This window comes from Enterobacter oligotrophicus (assembly GCF_009176645.1).
Lineage (GTDB): Bacteria > Pseudomonadota > Gammaproteobacteria > Enterobacterales > Enterobacteriaceae > Enterobacter > Enterobacter oligotrophicus.
In genome coordinates, this window is record NZ_AP019007.1 from 4,238,733 (window position 1) to 4,255,016 (window position 16,284).

Annotated in this window: 21 protein-coding genes; 11 read left to right on the top strand and 10 right to left on the bottom strand. The window is 54.2% G+C overall.

All coding sequences use genetic code 11. The features are described from left to right. Nucleotides 1-73: 73 nt before the first annotated feature. From EoCCA6_RS20285 to mdtH, 7 genes are all read right to left on the bottom strand, one after another. Nucleotides 74-187 (bottom strand): YceO family protein, encoded by a 114-nt coding sequence (locus EoCCA6_RS20285; protein WP_152084493.1) that lies wholly within the window; start codon nt 185-187, stop codon nt 74-76. 51 nt (nt 188-238) lie between these two features. Continuing rightward, nucleotides 239-1,357 carry an N-methyl-L-tryptophan oxidase gene (solA, locus tag EoCCA6_RS20290; protein WP_152084184.1) on the bottom strand — a complete coding sequence of 373 codons (1,119 nt, stop codon included), beginning with the start codon at nt 1,355-1,357 and terminating at the stop codon, nt 239-241. Nucleotides 1,358-1,472: 115 nt separating this feature from the next. Next, the gene (gene bssS / locus EoCCA6_RS20295) at nt 1,473-1,727 is read right to left on the bottom strand and encodes a biofilm formation regulator BssS (RefSeq protein WP_008500827.1); all 255 of its coding nucleotides are present in this window, start codon (nt 1,725-1,727) and stop codon (nt 1,473-1,475) included. Between the two features lie 274 nt (nt 1,728-2,001). Further along, nucleotides 2,002-2,247: a DNA damage-inducible protein I gene (gene dinI / locus EoCCA6_RS20300; RefSeq protein ID WP_152084185.1), complete on the bottom strand. Its 246-nt coding sequence runs from the start codon at nt 2,245-2,247 to the stop codon at nt 2,002-2,004. 75 nt (nt 2,248-2,322) lie between these two features. After that, nucleotides 2,323-3,369 (bottom strand): dihydroorotase, encoded by a 1,047-nt coding sequence (pyrC, locus tag EoCCA6_RS20305; RefSeq protein ID WP_152084186.1) that lies wholly within the window; start codon nt 3,367-3,369, stop codon nt 2,323-2,325. A 125-nt stretch (nt 3,370-3,494) separates the two neighbouring features. After that, complete coding sequence (locus EoCCA6_RS20310) at nt 3,495-4,055, bottom strand: lipoprotein (RefSeq protein WP_152084187.1); 561 nt, start codon at nt 4,053-4,055, stop codon at nt 3,495-3,497. Between the two features lie 124 nt (nt 4,056-4,179). Then, complete coding sequence (gene mdtH, locus EoCCA6_RS20315; protein ID WP_152084188.1) at nt 4,180-5,388, bottom strand: multidrug efflux MFS transporter MdtH; 1,209 nt, start codon at nt 5,386-5,388, stop codon at nt 4,180-4,182. Between the two features lie 227 nt (nt 5,389-5,615). Here mdtH and rimJ point away from each other — a divergent pair, with 227 nt between their 5' ends. From rimJ to murJ, 4 genes are all read left to right on the top strand, one after another. Further along, nucleotides 5,616-6,200, top strand: coding sequence for a ribosomal protein S5-alanine N-acetyltransferase (gene rimJ, locus EoCCA6_RS20320; RefSeq protein ID WP_152084189.1), 585 nt, complete (start codon nt 5,616-5,618; stop codon nt 6,198-6,200). 9 nt (nt 6,201-6,209) lie between these two features. After that, complete coding sequence (locus EoCCA6_RS20325; protein ID WP_152084190.1) at nt 6,210-6,860, top strand: YceH family protein; 651 nt, start codon at nt 6,210-6,212, stop codon at nt 6,858-6,860. 2 nt (nt 6,861-6,862) lie between these two features. Beyond that, nucleotides 6,863-7,786, top strand: a complete 924-nt coding sequence (locus EoCCA6_RS20330) for a Gfo/Idh/MocA family protein (protein WP_152084191.1) — start codon at nt 6,863-6,865, stop codon at nt 7,784-7,786. A 110-nt stretch (nt 7,787-7,896) separates the two neighbouring features. Further along, nucleotides 7,897-9,432: a murein biosynthesis integral membrane protein MurJ gene (gene murJ, locus EoCCA6_RS20335; protein WP_152084192.1), complete on the top strand. Its 1,536-nt coding sequence runs from the start codon at nt 7,897-7,899 to the stop codon at nt 9,430-9,432. Between the two features lie 60 nt (nt 9,433-9,492). Here the strand turns inward: murJ and flgN are convergent, their stop codons facing one another. The 3 genes from flgN to flgA form a co-directional block, all read right to left on the bottom strand. Continuing rightward, nucleotides 9,493-9,918, bottom strand: a complete 426-nt coding sequence (gene flgN, locus EoCCA6_RS20340; protein ID WP_152084193.1) for a flagella biosynthesis chaperone FlgN — start codon at nt 9,916-9,918, stop codon at nt 9,493-9,495. Nucleotides 9,919-9,922: 4 nt separating this feature from the next. After that, nucleotides 9,923-10,216, bottom strand: coding sequence for a flagellar biosynthesis anti-sigma factor FlgM (flgM, locus tag EoCCA6_RS20345; protein WP_152084194.1), 294 nt, complete (start codon nt 10,214-10,216; stop codon nt 9,923-9,925). A gap of 93 nt (nt 10,217-10,309) precedes the next feature. Next, entirely contained in the window at nt 10,310-10,969 is a 660-nt protein-coding gene (flgA, locus tag EoCCA6_RS20350) for a flagellar basal body P-ring formation chaperone FlgA (RefSeq protein WP_152084195.1), read from the bottom strand. 157 nt (nt 10,970-11,126) lie between these two features. Here flgA and flgB point away from each other — a divergent pair, with 157 nt between their 5' ends. From flgB to flgH, 7 genes are read left to right on the top strand one after another with little or no spacing between them, the layout of a single operon-like run. Beyond that, nucleotides 11,127-11,543, top strand: a complete 417-nt coding sequence (flgB, locus tag EoCCA6_RS20355; RefSeq protein WP_010429643.1) for a flagellar basal body rod protein FlgB — start codon at nt 11,127-11,129, stop codon at nt 11,541-11,543. A 3-nt stretch (nt 11,544-11,546) separates the two neighbouring features. Next, nucleotides 11,547-11,951, top strand: coding sequence for a flagellar basal body rod protein FlgC (gene flgC / locus EoCCA6_RS20360; protein ID WP_152084196.1), 405 nt, complete (start codon nt 11,547-11,549; stop codon nt 11,949-11,951). Nucleotides 11,952-11,962: 11 nt separating this feature from the next. After that, on the top strand, nt 11,963-12,670 hold the full coding sequence (flgD, locus tag EoCCA6_RS20365) for a flagellar hook assembly protein FlgD (RefSeq protein WP_152084197.1): 708 nt from the start codon (nt 11,963-11,965) through the stop codon (nt 12,668-12,670). A gap of 26 nt (nt 12,671-12,696) precedes the next feature. Continuing rightward, entirely contained in the window at nt 12,697-13,950 is a 1,254-nt protein-coding gene (gene flgE / locus EoCCA6_RS20370; protein WP_152084198.1) for a flagellar hook protein FlgE, read from the top strand. 20 nt (nt 13,951-13,970) lie between these two features. Further along, a complete protein-coding gene (locus tag EoCCA6_RS20375) occupies nt 13,971-14,726 on the top strand; it encodes a flagellar basal body rod protein FlgF (protein ID WP_152084199.1) in 756 nt (251 codons plus the stop codon). An 11-nt stretch (nt 14,727-14,737) separates the two neighbouring features. Then, a complete protein-coding gene (gene flgG, locus EoCCA6_RS20380; RefSeq protein ID WP_000625853.1) occupies nt 14,738-15,520 on the top strand; it encodes a flagellar basal-body rod protein FlgG in 783 nt (260 codons plus the stop codon). 57 nt (nt 15,521-15,577) lie between these two features. Beyond that, nucleotides 15,578-16,276: a flagellar basal body L-ring protein FlgH gene (gene flgH / locus EoCCA6_RS20385; protein ID WP_119934684.1), complete on the top strand. Its 699-nt coding sequence runs from the start codon at nt 15,578-15,580 to the stop codon at nt 16,274-16,276. Nucleotides 16,277-16,284 lie beyond the last annotated feature (8 nt).

Sequence of the window (16,284 nt, forward strand, 5' to 3'; positions counted from 1 at the left end):
AGTAATGATGTACTGAAAAATACGAAGAGTTCAGTTTATATAAAGTAGTGTCAATAAACGTCAAAGTATCTTTTCATAAAAATACAATATAAATTACATCAATGATCGCCAGTAGTGACCACAACAGAATATAGAGCATAAAATGCTCACGTATATTATTGATGAGAAAACCAAACAGTCTGCGCATAATTCCCCATGTTACCACGCTGGCTCCGGACCCTCCGGAGCCAGCGGTATATTATCGGTCAAAACGCGAGAGTGAGAAGGGCGTTAGATCAAACTGTGGCGCAATGCCCTGAGCAAACCCGGCGGCGATTTCACCCAGTACGGAGGCAAATTTGAAACCGTGACCGCTGAGCCCGGTAATGAGCAGCGTGTTGGCATGGCCCGGCAGCGTATCGATAATAAAATCTTCATCCGGCGTGTTGTCATAAGTACACGCGGCACCATAGAGCAATCCACCCACGCCCGGCAATATGTTGCGCAGGAACATAAAGGCTTCTGAGCCATCTTGTGGGTATGCCCCAAAGGGCTTGCGCTCTTCTGGAGAGGAGATGCGTTGCCCGCCGTTATGTTTACCGATTTTGAGGGCGTCTTTTTCCGACGGGAAGCCGTAGAACTGGTCACCGTCAGGCAGTTCACCCGTGAAGGCGGGGAATTTATTCTGGCTGCTGTAACGCCCGTCAGACTGGAACCAGGAAAAGACCTTCCGCACCGGTTGAATGGGCAGCGCTGGCAACAGTTTTGTGACCCATGTTCCTGCGCTAATCAGCAGGCGTGACGCGGCATATTCCCCCTCCGGCGTAGTAACGGTAGCGCCGTCAGCGTGGTGGGTTATGGCTGTGACCGGGCAGTTGAACAGCTGAGCGCAGCCCGCTTTGGCAGAGAGATCGATCCAGGTTTTGATCGCCGTTTCACAGTGCAATACACCGGAGTTCGCTTCGAACAGCCCAATATAATCGTCCGGGACGGCGATCTCCGGCCAGCGCGTCATGATGCCTTCAGCATCCAGACGCTCAACCTCAAGGTTAAATTGTTTCGCGCTGTGTTCGACAGTGGCGAGAAATGCGGAGCTGGCCGGGCCAAGATTGAGAATGCCCGTGCGGTCAAAGATGCGTTCTTCGGTGAGGGTCGCCAGTTCGTCCCACAGCGTCTGGGCACGCAGAACCAGCGGGACATACCGTTCACCTTCACCATAGGCGTGACGAATGAGGCGGGTATCACCGTGGTGGCTGGCGTCTGAATGCGGAGGGTGGTGAGCGTCGATCATCAGGACCTTAAGACCTGCCTGAGTCGCATAATAACCTGCGGCAGAACCCACGGAGCCGCTCCCGATAATGATTAAGTCGTATTTCATAGGTATCTCTTAACGCACGCTTTGTTAGCAGAGTAATTAACTATGTGGGCAGATACAAGGGAGAAATAAATAAGGCACCGCAAGGGTGCCTGTTGAGTGACGAGTGGGCATGTGGTTAATGCCGTTTATACTCATTTTCCTGATAATCGCCAGATTCTATTTTTGCAATGCCAGCTTCTAAAATAGAAATAAACTGACGGGCGACGTCTGTCGTAAGCCACAACGTCTGTCCAACTTCCGCTTCTTCACGGTTTAGCTGATTCGGGGTCTGGTAGTGCAAACGCAGCATCAGCGCATCGTAGCTGTCTACGGTACTGATATCCCAGCCAACAAGCGGGTGGGTCTGGATGACTTCACTATTCTTTTCCATTATAACCCCCTTAATACGTGCTAGAAGACAACGACTTTGAGGTTCAATGCATGTTTTTCTGAAGCAATTTCAGTATATCAATAAATAAGGGTTCCGAAGGGAAAAATAAACAGCTGGCAACACATTTTTCTGCTTTTTAGGATTGTTCGAGCAATAAAACACCATCTTGTTCACGATTTTCTAAGAAGATGCTGAAATAATTTGAACTTTCGACGTGACGAATCAAAAAAAAGCCGGGGCGACCCGGCAAAAAAACACAATGAGGGAGCAAAATTTACCCGGTGATGAACCAGTCGTCGGCGCTTTCCCACGTTTCCTGCAAAATTTCGCTGATACGATCTTTATCTTCTTTCGCGCCGCCGATAACCGACAGGTTGTTCGCTGCCGCATAACGTACCGTGACGTTGCCGGTGTTTTCAGGAAAAGTGCTGTTAATACGGCGGGATAACTCACCCGCCAGCGCATCGAGCGCGCCAGCAGGCAGAACGGTTGTTTTGGCTATGGTGACTTCAATACGCATAAATGCCCCCTGTGTAATATACTGTTTATTTATACAGTTATATTATCGATTTGACAACAAGGGGGCAGGAAATTTTTAGCGTTTTACCGTCCAGTGCACGGTTTCGCCCGCCAGGAACGGGATCAGCGTGTCATCCGTCAGCGGAATAGATTCATCAACCTGGCTCTCTTTACGCTCCAGTTCAATGAAGGTGTCATTCACCGGCAGGCCATAGAAACGCGGGCCATTGAGGGAGCAGAACGCCTCGAAATGCTCAAGCGCGTTCATCTCATCGAATACGCTCGCATAGCTCGCGAGGGCGGTTGGGGCGTTAAAGCAGCCCGCGCAGCCGCAGCTGGCTTCTTTACGATGACGAGCATGAGGTGCAGAGTCAGTGCCCAGGAACGCGCGGGAGAAGCCGCTGGCGACCAGCTCACGCAGTGCCTGCTGGTGGATATTGCGCTTAAGGATCGGCAGGCAATAGAGGTGAGGGCGGACACCGCCAACCAGCATATGATTGCGGTTAAACATCAGGTGCTGTGGCGTGATGGTGGCGGCGATCAGCTCGTTACCGTCGCGGACATACTCGGCGGCATCTTTGGTGGTGATATGTTCAAATACCACTTTCAGCGCTGGAAGACGCTGGCGCAGCGGCTCCATTACCGTTTCGATAAACCGGGCTTCGCGGTCGAAGATATCAATTTCCGCGTGCGTCACTTCTCCATGCACCAGCAGTGGCATTCCCAGTTTCTGCATTCTTTCCAGCACCGGCATGATGGCGTCGATGCTGGTGACACCGTGGCTGGAGTTGGTGGTGGCATTCGCCGGGTAGAGTTTGGCGGCGGTAAACACGCCTTCGTTAAACCCGCGCTCCACCTCGTTCGGATCGAGCGAGTCCGTCAGGTAGCAGGTCATCAGCGGGGTGAAGTCGTGTCCTGCCGGTACGGCATCCAGAATACGCTGACGGTAAGCTATCGCGGCATCAACGGTGGTGACTGGCGGCACCAGGTTAGGCATAACAATCGCGCGGCCATAAATTTCGCTGGTATAGGGCACGACAGTTTTCAGCATCTCGCCATCACGCAGATGGATATGCCAGTCGTCAGGGCGGCGGATTTTAAGAACCTGGGATTGTACAGTCATGGAAGCTCCGGCTTGAAAGAGATCAGTCATAAGAGGGCTGTTTTTGCCGGACACAAATCATAAGCGGAAACGTTTTCGTTTGCACACTTTTCCGTAAAAAAAAGGGCGCTTCAGCGCCCTTCAGGTTAATCGGTGAAAGGAATGATGATTTCTCCCGGCTTCACCTCTATCCCTTTTGCATATTTTTTCGCAAGTGCTTCACCCTTGCTCTTGTCTTCACTGAGAACATAGGCCGGCTGCTGGTTAAAATAGTTGCGCAGCGACTGGTTCAGATAAGGCATCAGCGTTTGCAGCACCGGTTTCATTTTGTCCGGGGAAACCACTGCATCAACCACTTCCATCTCCTGCAGGAAGATCGCGCCTTTTTCTTTGTTGAAAACAGGCAGCGCTTTAAGTTTCAGCTTAATGTTTGCCTTCTGGTTACCGAATAACGACGTCATATCCAGATTCGCATCACCGGAGAGGGTGACTTTATTTGGTTCTTCACGCCCAATCTGGCTGACGAGATGGCTGAGGACAATATGCGCATCAGCAAGGCCCGGAACGCCAATGTCTTTTGAAAAGTTGTTATGTTTCTCCAGCGCCTGATTAATTTCCTGTTCACTGACGGTGTATTGCGTAAGCTGGTTACAACCCACCAGCAGGCCACTGAAAATTAACGCAGCGGCAATGACAATCTTCTTCATGATATTCCTCAACAAAAAATTGGCGCATCTGTCCTGAACGTCAGTATGTCAGTGTGATATGGCAGAAACCAGCAGAAAAAACTGAGAATAAAGGCGGGAAAGCCCCGCCAGACAGAGAGAAGGGTTACGCGCCGGGCTCAAGCATACCGCGCGTGCTGCGCTTCTGGCTAAACTGCCACCACAGCGCGATAAAAGTCATTAAGCCTACCATACCGAGCATCATCCAGGGGAGTTCCGGTTGTTTCAGCGCTTTTCCGGCGTCGAACAGCCAGCCGCCACCGGTATAACCGAGTGCTCCGCCAAGCGCCAGACCAAGACGGCTGAAGCCCATGTAGCTGCCACGGGCACGCGCGTTGGCAAGTGAAGCACTCAGCGTTTCGCGAGCCGGTTCGGCAATGATTGAGCCGATATAGAAGGTACAAATCAGCATAAACAACTGCTGCAGCGAGCCCACTAAACCGATGGGCATCATGCTCAGCGTCATCAACAGAAGCCCGGCCATCAGGCGGTGCTCAAGACGGAAACGACGCTCGCTCCAGCGGGCAATCGGATACAGCAGGGTCAGCGACAGGCAGGCTTCAATGGCATACATCCATTTAACGGCGGCTGGCGTACCTGCAATGTCGTTAACCATGATCGGCAGCATCAGCATGACCTGCACGGCCAGCATGTAATAACCCGTCAGGGTCAATACATAGGTGACAAAGCGTTTGTCACTTAACACGCGATCGAGCCCTTCACGTACCGGCGCTTTGACCGTCGACAGTTTCCATGCGGGCAGAAACAGGGCGTTAAAGAGCGCGCACAGAATAAAGAGAACGGCACCGGTGGCGCAGACCAGACGGAAATCGTACTGCAACAACCAGCTTCCCAGCAGAGCGCCAACAACGGCACCAGCGCTGTCCTGCATCATCAGAATCGAGAAGAAGCGTCCCCGGTGCTGCGGGCGGATCAGCTTTACCACCAGCGCGGTGCGCGGGGGATCGAAGAGGGTGCCGCCGATCCCGGAGAGGAAGCAGGAAAACCACAGCAGCCAGGGTTCATGGGCTATCGCCATCGTGGCAAACCCAGCTGCACGCAGCAGCATGCCCGTGACGATCATCGGCTTAGCGCCAAAGCGGTCGGCGATGGCTCCGCCAAACACGCCCAGCCCCTGCTGGACAAACTGACGTAAACCCAATGCGATACCGACCATTAACGCCGCCCAGCCCATTTGATCGACAAAGCGAATCGAAATAAGCGGAAAAACGACAAAAAAGCCGAGCACGACCAGCATGTTATCAACGAGCAGGAAATATTTACCCAGGCTCCTGGCCTGTGATACGCGGGACATTTTCCCTCCAGGGAAAATCAGAAGGTAAGCACGCTAATATTCTGCGGTGTCGCCGGACGTTTTCCCATCCCTGTCGGTGACAATATTTTTTTATCAAAAGGGTGCTTTGATAGAGAGTTCTCATCGAAAAATGTGAAAATGGTATGTCACTGTTTTCACAGACGGCACAGGCGCAGGTATAGTAAAGCTAAAAGGTAAGGCAGAAGCGACGGGAAGGAGTGGTATCGATGTTTGGCTATCGCAGTAATGTGCCAAAAGTGCGTCTGACAACGGACAGGCTGGTCGTTCGTCTGGTGCATGAGCGTGATGCCTGGCGTCTGGCGGATTATTACGCCGAGAATCGCCAGTTTTTAAAGCCCTGGGAACCCGTTCGGGATGAGAGCCATTGCTACCCTTCCGGCTGGCAGGCGCGCCTCAGTATGATCGCAGAATTTCATAAGCAGGGCAGTGCGTTCTATTTCGCACTACTGGACCCTGAAGAAAAAGAAATTATCGGCATTGCCAACTTTTCTAACGTGGTGCGCGGCTCGTTTCACGCCTGCTACCTTGGGTACTCCATTGGCCAGAAGTGGCAGGGACAAGGGCTAATGTATGAGGCGTTAACTGCGGCGATTCGCTATATGCAACGCACCCAGCATATCCATCGCATAATGGCAAACTACATGCCCCACAATAAACGCAGTGGCGATCTGCTGGCACGTTTAGGGTTCGAAAAAGAGGGGTATGCCAAAGATTATCTGTTGATCGACGGTGAGTGGCGTGACCATGTGCTTACCGCGTTAACCACCCAGGACTGGACCGCAGGTCGTTAAGGAGAAAAGATGAAATATCAGTTAAACGACACCGAAGCGCGCGTGGTTGGTTGCTTGCTTGAAAAGCAGGTCACCACACCGGAGCAATATCCGCTTTCGGTTAATGCTGTGATGATGGCCTGTAACCAGAAAACGAACCGCGAGCCGGTCATGAACCTTAGCGAACACGAGGTGCAGGGCATCCTGGATGAGCTGGTTAAACGTCACTATTTGCGGACCGTTAGTGGGTTCGGTAATCGCGTCACGAAATACGAGCAGCGCTTTTGTAATTCCGAATTTGGTGATTTGAAACTGAGTAGCGCAGAAGTGGCCGTGATCGCCACGCTGCTGTTGCGCGGTGCACAAACGCCGGGGGAACTGCGGACTCGCGCGTCCCGCATGCATGAGTTCCGCGATATGCAGGACGTTGAGCAGACGCTGGAGGGCCTGACCACCCGCGAAGACGGGCCCTATGTGGTCCGTCTGGCGCGTGAGCCAGGTAAGCGTGAAAGCCGCTTTATGCACCTGTTCAGTGGTGAGGTCGATGCTTCCGAACTGGCTGTTGAAACCGATTCTCTGGTAGCCAATGCCAGCCTGACGGCGCGCGTGGAGGCGCTGGAAGAGGAAGTCGCCGGGCTGAAACAGCGACTTGACGCACTGCTGGCACATTTGGGGGATTAACGGTGACAAAGTTACGTGTGGGTGTTGTGGGGCTGGGCGGAATTGCGCAAAAAGCCTGGTTACCCGTTTTAGGGGCGGCGTCGGACTGGACGCTACAGGGGGCGTGGTCGCCAACGCGTGAGAAAGCGGAGCGCATCTGTGAAACCTGGCGAATGCCATATGCAAATTCGCTGCTGGATCTGGCGCGCGACTGCGACGCGGTGTTTGTTCATACCTCAACGGCGACCCATTACCAGGTGGTGAGCGAGTTACTCAATGCGGGCGTTCATGTCTGTGTGGATAAGCCGCTGGCGGAAAATGTTCAGGATGCCGAACGCCTGATTGAACTGGCCGCGCGCAAAAAACTGACGTTGATGGTTGGCTTTAACCGCCGTTTTGCGCCGCTCTATCAGCAGTTAAAAGCGCAGTCTGGTACGCTTGCCTCCTTGCGGATGGATAAACACCGTACCGACAGCATCGGGCCAAACGATTTACGCTTTACGCTGCTCGATGACTATCTGCATGTGGTGGACACCGCGCTGTGGTTGACGAACGGTCATGCGCAGTTGCAAAGCGGAACGCTGGTGACCAACGAGCAGGGTGAGATGGTTTATGCCGAGCACCATTTTGCTGTCGAACATCTGCAGGTCACGACCAGTATGCATCGCCGTGCCGGTAGCCAGCGCGAGTGCGTTCAGGCGATAACCGACGGTGCGCTGTACGACATCACCGATATGCGTGAGTGGCGGGAAGAGAAGGGCAATGGCGTGGTGACATTACCGGTTGCAGGCTGGCAAAGCACTTTGGAACAGCGTGGATTCGTCGGCTGCGCGCGTCACTTCATGACTTGCGTGCAAAATCAGACGGTTCCTGAAACATCCGGTGAGCAGGCCATTATGGCGCAGCGCATCGTGGAGCGGCTCTGGCGCGAAGCCATGAGTGAATAACTCGCTGTAACATCTGCCAATAGTAATTCCGTTAAATCCGGGTAGACTAAGCGCTTCTTCAACGCCTGCATTGCAGGCGTTTTGCCGTATGGTTGTGGACATTCACATTAATGAACTTATTAAAATCGCTGGCAGCCGTCAGCTCGATGACCATGTTTTCCCGCGTGCTTGGCTTTGCGCGCGATGCGATTGTGGCAAGGATCTTTGGCGCAGGAATGGCGACGGACGCCTTTTTTGTGGCCTTCAAATTACCAAACCTGCTGCGACGTATTTTTGCCGAAGGGGCATTTTCGCAGGCGTTTGTGCCCATTCTCGCGGAGTATAAAAGCAAGCAGGGCGAAGACGCCACGCGCGTGTTTGTGGCTTATGTTTCCGGCCTGCTGACGCTGGCCCTGGCGGTAGTCACCGTGTTGGGGATGCTGGCCGCACCGTGGGTGATTATGGTCACGGCACCTGGCTTTGCTGATACGGCGGATAAATTTGCGCTGACCTCGCAACTGCTGCGCATAACCTTCCCCTATATTTTGCTGATCTCGCTGGCTTCGCTGGTGGGGGCGATCCTCAACACCTGGAACCGTTTCTCTGTTCCGGCGTTTGCGCCAACGTTTTTGAACGTCAGTATGATTGGCTTTGCGCTGTTTGCCGCGCCGCATTTTAACCCGCCGATCCTTGCGCTGGCCTGGGCGGTCACCGTGGGTGGCGTGCTGCAGCTTGCCTATCAACTGCCGCATCTGAAAAAAATTGGCATGCTGGTGTTACCGCGCATCAATTTCAAAGATGCCGGTGCAATGCGCGTGATTAAACAGATGGGCCCGGCGATCCTCGGCGTTTCCGTCAGCCAGATTTCGCTTATCATCAACACCATTTTTGCCTCTTTCCTGGTCTCTGGCTCGGTCTCCTGGATGTACTATGCTGACCGCCTGATGGAGTTTCCGTCCGGGGTGCTGGGCGTTGCGCTGGGGACGATCCTGTTACCGTCACTGTCGAAAAGTTTTGCCAGTGGTAATCATGACGAATACTGCCGCCTGATGGACTGGGGGCTTCGCCTCTGCTTCCTGCTGGCGCTGCCGAGCGCAGTGGCGCTGGGTATTCTGGCGAAACCGTTAACCGTTTCACTCTTCCAGTATGGCAAATTTACCGCCTTTGACGCCGCGATGACTCAGCGTGCGCTGATTGCCTACTCGGTTGGGTTGATGGGGCTGATTGTTGTTAAGGTACTGGCTCCGGGGTTCTACTCCCGTCAGGACATCAAAACACCGGTTAAAATTGCCATTGTCACGCTGATTATGACCCAGTTGATGAACCTGGCGTTTATCGGCCCACTGAAACATGCGGGTCTGTCGCTGTCGATTGGTCTGGCGGCTTGTCTGAACGCCGGGCTACTGTACTGGCAGTTACGTAAGCAGAAAATCTTTACCCCTCAGCCTGGCTGGTTCAGTTTCCTGGTGCGTCTGGTGATTGCCGTGCTGGTGATGTCTGCGGCGTTAACGGGCATGATGTATGTGATGCCTGACTGGTCGCTGGGGACGATGCCTTACCGCCTGATGCGCCTGATGGCGGTAGTGTTGGTGGGGGTTGTTGCGTACTTCGCCACGCTTGCGGTGCTCGGTTTCAAAGTCAAAGAGTTTACCCGTCGCACGGTATAAACGACAAAAGGGGAGTTCACCAGCGGTGTGCTCCCCACGTCATGACATGCCGCGACTGCGTCAAATCGAAATCTTTTTCCCGCCTGAAATACGCGAACTGGCTGTTTGACCATCCGCGCCGTAGAGCCCAGGCTCCTTATGGGGCTTTAATACCTCCAGAGCCTGCTGATTACGCATAATTTGCCCCTCTAACAGCCAGCCGTTGTGCTGGTTGAGATCGCGCAGGTGCTGGGTTTTTTCTGTAATCGTCTGCCAGCGTTCAACAATCTCATCATTGGCACTGCGCTTAGGATCTTGCTCAGCGCGCCGTTGCTGTTCGAGATAATCCAGTGTCGCCAGAAGCGAGCTTTTGTCTTCCGTAATGCGCTGCAACGCGCTGCCGTTGATTTGACCGGAAGACAGGTGCTGCTGCTCTGCATCCATTACCGTTTTCAGGTCATTCAGGACAACCGTCATCTGATCCAGTATTTCTGACAGTCGACTCATACGGTTAGTTACTCTGCAAGAAACTCTGCGCTTCATTAATCAGCGCGTCAGCGATTTTGCTGGTATCCATTTTCAGCTCGCCGTTACGAATCGCCGTTTTCAGTGCTTCAACACGTTCCATGTTGATATCGCTGCTGCCTGGCTGCATCAGTTTTGACTGAGCATCGCTCAGGGTGACGCTGGTGCTATTGGCCGTCGACGGTTTTTCCAGACGCGTTTTCTGCGGCGTAGTGTCATTCGTTTCGCGAGGTTGTACAGTGCTAACCGGCTTCAGGGCTGATGTACGATCAATGCTCATAGTGTTGTCCTCATCGAGGGTTCGCGGCGTTTGCGCCTGACATCATCATTAGTTGAATATTTATCGGCAGTCGCCGCGAAATCTTTAAAAAGATTATAGGTTAATCAGAATATTCCCATCAGTATCGACGGTTCCGCTAACCACCTGGCCTGAAGACATCCTGACTCGGGCATTTTGTGCCACGGCGGCATTGTTTAATGCCTTCCCTTCGCTGTTGATGCTAAAGCCGTCTCCGCTGGCGACGACCATCACCTGTTGCCCCGCTTTTACCCGCCATGCCTGACGCAGCATAGAGAGCTGTATCGGCTGGCCTGGTGCCACATCCCGCAGGCTAATGGCGTCCTGGGCCTGGTTAATGTCGAGCATGGTGCGAGGCGGCAACTGGTCCAGGCGGCCACGTTTTAACGTAACGCTGTTCGCCTGCAGTTGGCTTCCTCTGACGATCGGCTGGGCGGCGACAACATAATTGCCTGTCGCCTGAACGGCAACCTGCAAATAGCGTTTTTCGCCAGGACAACGCGCCAGCACATTCACATTACCCCACAGTTTAGCACTGCCGGTCACGCTGAATGAGGGCTGTTCACAGGATGGAAAAAGATTGGGGGGCGTTCGCACGGTAACGCTGACCTCATCGCTAAAGCCTGCCAACTGCTGAGCAAAAAAGGCGGTTAACTGCCCCTGTAACCCTTCAGCCTGCACCAGAGGGCTTAAAAGCAATAAGGTTGCCGCAAGGGCACTTTTTAACGTCCGCATCGCAAGTTCCACCGTTTTCAGAATTGGGACGATTCTACCCGCAGTGGTTTTGCATCAACGCAATAAATAGCGACGCATTTTGCGCTTATTCCGTCGATAAGGCTGACGGGTTGAGATTTAAGCTGTGAACTGAAATTTTCCCATTAGCGGAGGAGACATGCTCGATAAACTCGATGCCGCGTTACGTTTTCAGCAGGAAGCGCTCAATTTACGCGCCCAGCGGCAGGAGATTTTAGCCGCCAATATCGCTAACGCGGATACCCCTGGGTATCAGGCGCGCGATATTGATTTTTCCAGTGAACTTAAAAAAGTGATGGAGCGTGGACGTGCCGAAGGAACAGGTGTCGCACTTGCACTGACATCCTCACGCCACATTCCCGCTCAGGCGATGACCGCGCCGACGACCGATTTGCTTTACCGCATCCCTGACCAGCCCTCTCTTGATGGTAACACCGTCGATATGGATCGGGAACGTACACAGTTTGCCGATAACAGCCTGCAGTACCAGACGGGCCTGACGCTACTCGGTGGACAGATTAAAGGCATGATGACCGTCCTTCAGGGGGGCAACTAATCCATGGCTTTGCTGAATATTTTTGATATTGCCGGTTCAGCGTTAACCGCGCAGTCACAGCGTCTGAACGTGGCGGCCAGTAACCTCGCCAACGCCGACAGCGTGACCGGTCCAGACGGGCAGCCTTATCGTGCGAAACAGGTCGTCTTTCAGGTGAATGCTGCGCCGGGTGCGGCAACGGGCGGCGTGAAGGTCTCCGACGTGGTAGAGAGCCAGGCACCGGACAAACTGGTGTATGAGCCCGGCAACCCGCTCGCGGATGCCAGTGGTTACGTGAAAATGCCTAACGTGGATGTGGTGGGTGAAATGGTGAACTCCATGTCTGCCTCACGCAGTTACCAGGCAAACGTCGAAGTGCTTAACACCGTGAAGAGCATGATGCTCAAAACACTCACTCTCGGCCAGTAAAGGAGACACGCATGTCCATCGCCGTAAACGTGAATGATACGACCAATTCGGGCGTAACGAGTACCAGTTCAGGGAGTTCCAGCTCTCTGACGGGAAGCAGTGCCTCTGATCTGCAAAGCAGCTTTCTGACGCTGCTGGTGGCTCAGTTGAAGAACCAGGACCCGACCAACCCAATGCAAAACAACGAACTGACCACGCAGCTTGCGCAGATCAGCACCGTTAGCGGCATTGAGAAGCTCAATACCACCCTCGGCTCTGTCTCTGGCCAAATCGACAATAGCCAGTCTCTGCAGGCTGCCAACCTGATTGGTCACGGGGTGATGATCCCAGGGACCACGATCCTTGCGGGCAGCAGCACGACCGATGGCACAACCACGACGTCCACTACACCATTTGGCGTTGAGTTGCAGCAGGCGGCGGATAAGGTAACCGCGACGATCACCGATGCCTCCGGTGCGGTGGTCCGAACCATTGATATCGGCAAGCTGGACGCGGGCGTTCATACCTTTACCTGGGATGGCAGCATGACGGACGGCACCACGGCACCAAACGGTTCCTACAAAGTGGCTATCAGCGCCAGCAGTGGCACCACGCAGCTGGTGGCTCAGCCGCTCCAGTTCGCGCTGGTTCAGGGCGTGATTAAAGGTAGCGACGGCAACAAACTGGATTTGGGTACTTCTGGTACCACCACACTCGACGAAGTTCGGCAGATTATCTAAGCCTTAACACTTATCAGGAGTAAGTCATGGCCTTTTCTCAAGCGGTCAGCGGCCTGAATGCTGCAGCCACCAACCTGGATGTCATTGGCAACAACATCGCCAACTCCGCGACCTATGGTTTTAAATCCGGTACGGCGTCTTTTGCAGACATGTTTGCCGGTTCCAAAGTAGGCCTGGGCGTTAAAGTCGCAGGTATCACTCAGGATTTCACCGACGGCACCACAACTAACACCGGTCGTGGCCTGGACGTTGCCATTAGCCAGAACGGGTTCTTCCGTATGGTTGATTCCAACGGTTCCGTGTTCTACAGCCGTAACGGTCAGTTCAAGCTGGACGAGAACCGTACGCTGGTCAACATGCAGGGGATGCAGTTAACCGGTTATCCGGTGGCGGGGACACCACCTACCGTACAGACCGGTGCGAACCCTCAGGCGATCACCATCCCTAACACCCTGATGGCGGCGAAGTCGACCACCACCGCAACGCAACAGATTAACCTGAACTCCACGGATGATATCCAGACTGCGGCTTTCGATGCGACGAACCAGGATACCTACAATAAAAAAGGTACCGTAACGGTATTCGACAGCCAGGGTAACGCCCATAACATGTATGTCTACTATGTCAAAACAGCAGACAACAAATGGGATCTCTACACCCAGGACGGTAGCGTTGCGAACGGCCCGGTGACCAAAGCGGCACAGATGAGCTTTGATGAAAACGGTAACCTTGATGGTGTGTATAACTACGATGCGGCGGGTGTTGTACTGAGCGGAACCCCGAACGCTACGCCGGCTATCAACATCACCACGGAATCCGTCAGCGGTGCAACCCCTGCGACATTCTCCCTGAGCTTCCAGAACTCCATGCAGCAGAACACCGGCACGAACAGCGTGGTGAACACCACCCAGAACGGCTACAAGCCGGGCGATCTGGTGAGCTACCAGATCAACGACGACGGTACTGTTGTGGGTAACTACTCCAACGAACAGACACAGGTTCTGGGCCAAATCGTGCTGGCAAACTTCGCCAACAACGAAGGCCTGAAATCTGAAGGCGATAACGTCTGGTCTGCCACGCAGTCTTCCGGCGTTGCGCTGCTGGGTACGGCGGGGACCGGTAACTTCGGTACGCTGACCAACGGTGCGCTTGAAGCCTCTAACGTTGATCTGAGTAAAGAACTGGTGAACATGATCGTGGCGCAACGTAACTATCAGTCGAACGCGCAGACCATCAAAACTCAGGATCAGATCCTCAACACGCTGGTTAACCTGCGTTAAGCGGCTGACGGGAAAGCGCAATGGATCACGCAATATATACGGCGATGGGCGCGGCAAGCCAGACGCTCAATCAGCAGGCCGTTACCGCCAGCAACCTGGCGAACGCCTCAACGCCAGGTTTTCGTGCGCAGCTCAACGCGCTGCGTGCGGTGCCGGTGGAAGGACTTTCGCTGCCAACGCGCACGCTGGTCACCGCCTCCACGCCGGGTGCCGACATGACGCCCGGCCAGATGGATTATACCTCGCGTCCGCTGGACGTTGCCCTCCAGCAGGACGGCTGGCTGGCGGTGCAAACCGCAGACGGCCGCGAAGGGTATACCCGTAACGGTAATATCCAGGTGGATGCGAACGGTCAGTTGACGATTCAGGGGCATCCGGTGATCGGAGAAGCAGGGCCGATCACCGTACCTGAAGGATCAGAGCTGACTATCGCTGCGGACGGGACCATTTCGGCGTTGAATCCGGGCGATCCGGCCAATACCGTGGCACCTGTCGGGCGTCTGAAACTGGTCAAAGCGGAAGGCAGGGAAGTGCAGCGTGGTGATGATGGTATGTTCCGCCTGACCCAGGCCGCACAGGCGACACGTGGTGCCACGTTACAGGCCGATCCGAGCATTCGTGTGATGTCTGGCGTGCTGGAAGGCAGTAACGTCAAACCGGTTGAAGCCATGACCGACATGATCGCCAGTGCCCGCCGTTTTGAAATGCAGATGAAGGTTATCAGCAGCGTGGATGAGAACGCGAGCAAAGCTAACCAACTACTGGCTATGAGTTAACAGGACTCCTTATGATCAGTTCTTTATGGATCGCGAAAACCGGCCTGGACGCACAGCAAACCAACATGGATGTGATTGCCAACAACCTGGCGAACGTCAGCACCAATGGTTTTAAGCGTCAGCGTGCTGTTTTCGAAGATTTGCTTTATCAAACGATTCGTCAGCCGGGTGCGCAATCTTCTGAGCAAACCACGCTGCCGTCCGGTTTACAGATCGGTACGGGTGTTCGCCCGGTCGCAACCGAGCGTCTGCACAGTCAGGGCAACCTGTCTCAGACCAACAACAGTAAAGATGTTGCCATTAAAGGGCAGGGGTTCTTCCAGGTGCAACTGCCTGACGGCACCTCTGCTTATACCCGCGACGGCTCTTTCCAGGTGGATCAGAACGGCCAACTGGTGACGGCGGGCGGCTTCCAGGTTCAGCCTGCGATCACCATTCCGGCGAATGCCCTGAGCATTACCATCGGGCGTGACGGCATCGTGAGTGTGACCCAGCAAGGACAGGCTGCGCCTGTTCAGGTTGGACAGCTCAACCTGACTACCTTCATGAACGATACCGGTCTGGAAAGCATTGGTGAGAACCTCTACACCGAAACGCAGTCCTCCGGTACGCCAAATGAAAGTACGCCTGGGCTGAATGGCGCGGGTCTGCTGTACCAGGGTTATGTCGAAACCTCGAACGTTAACGTGGCGGAAGAGCTGGTGAATATGATCCAGGTTCAGCGCGCGTATGAAATTAACAGTAAAGCAGTGTCGACGACCGACCAGATGCTGCAGAAACTGACGCAACTCTAAGGTGTAGCCCGGTGCGGTCAACGCCGCACCGGCTCCCTGTTTTCGAAGATGAAGGCAATGCAAAAAAACGCGGCGTTTCGTTATCCGATACTGACTGTTCTGGCTGTGACCCTTAGCGGGTGTGCCTGGATACCGTCTAAACCATTGGTCGAGGGTGCGACGACCGCCCAACCCGTTCCCGGCCCCGCGCCGGTGGTGAATGGCTCTATTTTCCAGACAGCCCAGCCGATTAACTACGGTTATCAGCCGCTGTTTGAAGACCGTCGCCCGCGTAACGTCGGCGACACGTTGACCATTGTGCTGCAGGAAAACGTCAGTGCGAGCAAAAGCTCGTCGGCGAATGCAAGCCGCGATGGCAAAACGAATTTTGGCTTCGACACCGTGCCACGTTATCTGCAGGGCCTGTTCGGCAATGCGCGTGCGGATGTGGATGCCTCTGGCGGCAATACCTTTAACGGTAAAGGTGGCGCGAATGCCAGCAATACCTTCAGCGGTACGCTGACGGTAACGGTTGACCAGGTTCTGGTTAACGGCAACTTACACGTTGTGGGTGAAAAACAGATTGCCATTAACCAGGGCACTGAGTTCATTCGCTTCTCCGGTGTGGTTAACCCTCGCACCATCAGCGGCACCAACACCGTTCCGTCTACCCAGGTGGCGGATGCGCGCATCGAGTATGTCGGCAACGGCTACATCAATGAAGCGCAAAATATGGGCTGGCTGCAGCGTTTCTTCCTTAACTTATCGCCGATGTAAGCGAGGTG

What these genes read in the sequence shown, in the direction of transcription:
- EoCCA6_RS20310 (WP_152084187.1), bottom strand. Translation starts at nt 4,055, where the DNA reads ATGAAGAAGATTGTCATTGCCGCTGCGTTAATTTTCAGTGGCCTGCTG.
- flgH (WP_119934684.1), top strand. Translation starts at nt 15,578, where the DNA reads ATGCAAAAAAACGCGGCGTTTCGTTATCCGATACTGACTGTTCTGGCT.
- flgB (WP_010429643.1), top strand. Translation starts at nt 11,127, where the DNA reads ATGCTCGATAAACTCGATGCCGCGTTACGTTTTCAGCAGGAAGCGCTC.
- flgE (WP_152084198.1), top strand. Translation starts at nt 12,697, where the DNA reads ATGGCCTTTTCTCAAGCGGTCAGCGGCCTGAATGCTGCAGCCACCAAC.
- solA (WP_152084184.1), bottom strand. Translation starts at nt 1,357, where the DNA reads ATGAAATACGACTTAATCATTATCGGGAGCGGCTCCGTGGGTTCTGCC.
- EoCCA6_RS20285 (WP_152084493.1), bottom strand. Translation starts at nt 187, where the DNA reads ATGCGCAGACTGTTTGGTTTTCTCATCAATAATATACGTGAGCATTTT.
- EoCCA6_RS20325 (WP_152084190.1), top strand. Translation starts at nt 6,210, where the DNA reads ATGAAATATCAGTTAAACGACACCGAAGCGCGCGTGGTTGGTTGCTTG.
- mdtH (WP_152084188.1), bottom strand. Translation starts at nt 5,388, where the DNA reads ATGTCCCGCGTATCACAGGCCAGGAGCCTGGGTAAATATTTCCTGCTC.
- EoCCA6_RS20375 (WP_152084199.1), top strand. Translation starts at nt 13,971, where the DNA reads ATGGATCACGCAATATATACGGCGATGGGCGCGGCAAGCCAGACGCTC.
- flgD (WP_152084197.1), top strand. Translation starts at nt 11,963, where the DNA reads ATGTCCATCGCCGTAAACGTGAATGATACGACCAATTCGGGCGTAACG.
- dinI (WP_152084185.1), bottom strand. Translation starts at nt 2,247, where the DNA reads ATGCGTATTGAAGTCACCATAGCCAAAACAACCGTTCTGCCTGCTGGC.
- pyrC (WP_152084186.1), bottom strand. Translation starts at nt 3,369, where the DNA reads ATGACTGTACAATCCCAGGTTCTTAAAATCCGCCGCCCTGACGACTGG.
- rimJ (WP_152084189.1), top strand. Translation starts at nt 5,616, where the DNA reads ATGTTTGGCTATCGCAGTAATGTGCCAAAAGTGCGTCTGACAACGGAC.
- flgM (WP_152084194.1), bottom strand. Translation starts at nt 10,216, where the DNA reads ATGAGCATTGATCGTACATCAGCCCTGAAGCCGGTTAGCACTGTACAA.
- flgN (WP_152084193.1), bottom strand. Translation starts at nt 9,918, where the DNA reads ATGAGTCGACTGTCAGAAATACTGGATCAGATGACGGTTGTCCTGAAT.
- flgG (WP_000625853.1), top strand. Translation starts at nt 14,738, where the DNA reads ATGATCAGTTCTTTATGGATCGCGAAAACCGGCCTGGACGCACAGCAA.
- flgC (WP_152084196.1), top strand. Translation starts at nt 11,547, where the DNA reads ATGGCTTTGCTGAATATTTTTGATATTGCCGGTTCAGCGTTAACCGCG.
- murJ (WP_152084192.1), top strand. Translation starts at nt 7,897, where the DNA reads ATGAACTTATTAAAATCGCTGGCAGCCGTCAGCTCGATGACCATGTTT.
- bssS (WP_008500827.1), bottom strand. Translation starts at nt 1,727, where the DNA reads ATGGAAAAGAATAGTGAAGTCATCCAGACCCACCCGCTTGTTGGCTGG.
- flgA (WP_152084195.1), bottom strand. Translation starts at nt 10,969, where the DNA reads ATGCGGACGTTAAAAAGTGCCCTTGCGGCAACCTTATTGCTTTTAAGC.